This window comes from Pseudomonas sp. 2024-210 (genome assembly GCF_045062345.1).
Lineage (GTDB): Bacteria > Pseudomonadota > Gammaproteobacteria > Pseudomonadales > Pseudomonadaceae > Aquipseudomonas.
The window spans coordinates 1-3,410 of record NZ_JBJGEJ010000035.1 but is presented as its reverse complement, the minus strand read 5'-3'; the positions used below and the strand labels follow the sequence as shown (position 1 = coordinate 3,410).

The following is a 3,410-nucleotide window of genomic DNA, read 5'->3' as shown; positions in this document are numbered from 1 at the left end:
TGTCGTAAAGCTTAGAAATGAGCATTCCATCGAATGATGGTGAATGTTGATTTCTGATCTTTTGATTAGATCGTTCTTTAAAAATTTGGGTATGTAATAGAAAGTTAGACTGGATAACACTTTCACTGGTGTTTATTCAGGCTAAGGTAAAATTTGTGAGTTCGCTCTTAATTGAGCATGCGAATTTTCGGCGAATGTCGTCTTCATAGTATAACCAGATTGCTTGGGGTTATATGGTCAAGTGAAGAAGCGCATACGGTGGATGCCTTGGCAGTCAGAGGCGATGAAAGACGTGGTAGCCTGCGAAAAGCTTCGGGGAGTCGGCAAACAGACTTTGATCCGGAGATGTCTGAATGGGGGAACCCACCTAACATAAGTTAGGTATCTTAAGCTGAATACATAGGCTTAAGAAGCGAACCAGGGGAACTGAAACATCTAAGTACCCTGAGGAAAAGAAATCAACCGAGATTCCCTTAGTAGTGGCGAGCGAACGGGGACCAGCCCTTAAGCTGTATTGATGTTAGCGGAACGCTCTGGAAAGTGCGGCCATAGTGGGTGATAGCCCTGTACGCGAAAACATCTTTACAGTGAAATCGAGTAGGACGGAGCACGAGAAACTTTGTCTGAATATGGGGGGACCATCCTCCAAGGCTAAATACTACTGACTGACCGATAGTGAACTAGTACCGTGAGGGAAAGGCGAAAAGAACCCCGGAGAGGGGAGTGAAATAGATCCTGAAACCGTATGCGTACAAGCAGTGGGAGCCCACTTTGTTGGGTGACTGCGTACCTTTTGTATAATGGGTCAGCGACTTATTTTCAGTGGCAAGCTTAACCGAATAGGGGAGGCGTAGCGAAAGCGAGTCTTAATAGGGCGTCTAGTCGCTGGGAATAGACCCGAAACCGGGCGATCTATCCATGGGCAGGTTGAAGGTTGGGTAACACTAACTGGAGGACCGAACCGACTACCGTTGAAAAGTTAGCGGATGACCTGTGGATCGGAGTGAAAGGCTAATCAAGCTCGGAGATAGCTGGTTCTCCTCGAAAGCTATTTAGGTAGCGCCTCATGTATCACTGTAGGGGGTAGAGCACTGTTTCGGCTAGGGGGTCATCCCGACTTACCAAACCGATGCAAACTCCGAATACCTACAAGTGCCGAGCATGGGAGACACACGGCGGGTGCTAACGTCCGTCGTGAAAAGGGAAACAACCCAGACCGTCAGCTAAGGTCCCAAAGTTATGGTTAAGTGGGAAACGATGTGGGAAGGCTTAGACAGCTAGGAGGTTGGCTTAGAAGCAGCCACCCTTTAAAGAAAGCGTAATAGCTCACTAGTCGAGTCGGCCTGCGCGGAAGATTTAACGGGGCTCAAACCATACACCGAAGCTACGGGTATCACCTTAGGGTGATGCGGTAGAGGAGCGTTCTGTAAGCCTGTGAAGGTGAGTTGAGAAGCTTGCTGGAGGTATCAGAAGTGCGAATGCTGACATGAGTAACGATAATGGGTGTGAAAAACACCCACGCCGAAAGACCAAGGTTTCCTGCGCAACGTTAATCGACGCAGGGTTAGTCGGTCCCTAAGGCGAGGCTGAAAAGCGTAGTCGATGGAAAACAGGTTAATATTCCTGTACTTCTGGTTATTGCGATGGAGGGACGGAGAAGGCTAGGCCAGCTTGGCGTTGGTTGTCCAAGTTTAAGGTGGTAGGCTGGAATCTTAGGTAAATCCGGGATTCTAAGGCCGAGAGCTGATGACGAGTGTTCTTTTAGAACACGAAGTGGTTGATGCCATGCTTCCAAGAAAAGCTTCTAAGCTTCAGGTAACCAGGAACCGTACCCCAAACCGACACAGGTGGTTGGGTAGAGAATACCAAGGCGCTTGAGAGAACTCGGGTGAAGGAACTAGGCAAAATGGCACCGTAACTTCGGGAGAAGGTGCGCCGGTGAGGGTGAAGCATTTACTGCGTAAGCCCACGCCGGTCGAAGATACCAGGCCGCTGCGACTGTTTATTAAAAACACAGCACTCTGCAAACACGAAAGTGGACGTATAGGGTGTGACGCCTGCCCGGTGCCGGAAGGTTAATTGATGGGGTTAGCTAACGCGAAGCTCTTGATCGAAGCCCCGGTAAACGGCGGCCGTAACTATAACGGTCCTAAGGTAGCGAAATTCCTTGTCGGGTAAGTTCCGACCTGCACGAATGGCGTAACGATGGCGGCGCTGTCTCCACCCGAGACTCAGTGAAATTGAAATCGCTGTGAAGATGCAGTGTATCCGCGGCTAGACGGAAAGACCCCGTGAACCTTTACTATAGCTTTGCACTGGACTTTGAATTTGCTTGTGTAGGATAGGTGGGAGGCTTTGAAGCGTGGACGCCAGTCTGCGTGGAGCCAACCTTGAAATACCACCCTGGCAACTTTGAGGTTCTAACTCAGGTCCGTTATCCGGATCGAGGACAGTGTATGGTGGGTAGTTTGACTGGGGCGGTCTCCTCCTAAAGAGTAACGGAGGAGTACGAAGGTGCGCTCAGACCGGTCGGAAATCGGTCGTAGAGTATAAAGGCAAAAGCGCGCTTGACTGCGAGACAGACACGTCGAGCAGGTACGAAAGTAGGTCTTAGTGATCCGGTGGTTCTGTATGGAAGGGCCATCGCTCAACGGATAAAAGGTACTCCGGGGATAACAGGCTGATACCGCCCAAGAGTTCATATCGACGGCGGTGTTTGGCACCTCGATGTCGGCTCATCACATCCTGGGGCTGAAGCCGGTCCCAAGGGTATGGCTGTTCGCCATTTAAAGTGGTACGCGAGCTGGGTTTAGAACGTCGTGAGACAGTTCGGTCCCTATCTGCCGTGGACGTTTGAGATTTGAGAGGGGCTGCTCCTAGTACGAGAGGACCGGAGTGGACGAACCTCTGGTGTTCCGGTTGTCACGCCAGTGGCATTGCCGGGTAGCTATGTTCGGGAAAGATAACCGCTGAAAGCATCTAAGCGGGAAACTTGCCTCAAGATGAGATCTCACTGGAACCTTGAGTTCCCTAAAGGGCCGTCGAAGACTACGACGTTGATAGGTTGGGTGTGTAAGCGCTGTGAGGCGTTGAGCTAACCAATACTAATTGCCCGTGAGGCTTGACCATATAACACCCAAGCAATTTGCGTCGAAGAGACCAGATTGCGGTGTGTGAAGACGATACAAACCGAAAGTTTGCAATCACAAAGCACCGAATTCTATTACATACCCATTCGCTGGAACGTTGACCGTAAGGTTAAACGCGCTGGCTACCGAATTTCTTGACGACCATAGAGCATTGGAACCACCTGATCCCATCCCGAACTCAGTAGTGAAACGATGCATCGCCGATGGTAGTGTGGGGTTTCCCCATGTGAGAGTAGGTCATCGTCAAGATTAAATTCCAAA

2 rRNA genes are annotated in these 3,410 nt (G+C 50.2%); both read left to right on the top strand.

Going from position 1 to position 3,410, the window contains the following annotated elements:
- The first annotated feature begins 235 nt into the window (after positions 1-235).
- Positions 236-3,129 (top strand): 23S ribosomal RNA (locus ACI7MX_RS22925).
- A gap of 153 nt (positions 3,130-3,282) precedes the next feature.
- A 5S ribosomal RNA gene (rrf, locus tag ACI7MX_RS22920) occupies positions 3,283-3,398 on the top strand.
- Positions 3,399-3,410: the final 12 nt, after the last annotated feature.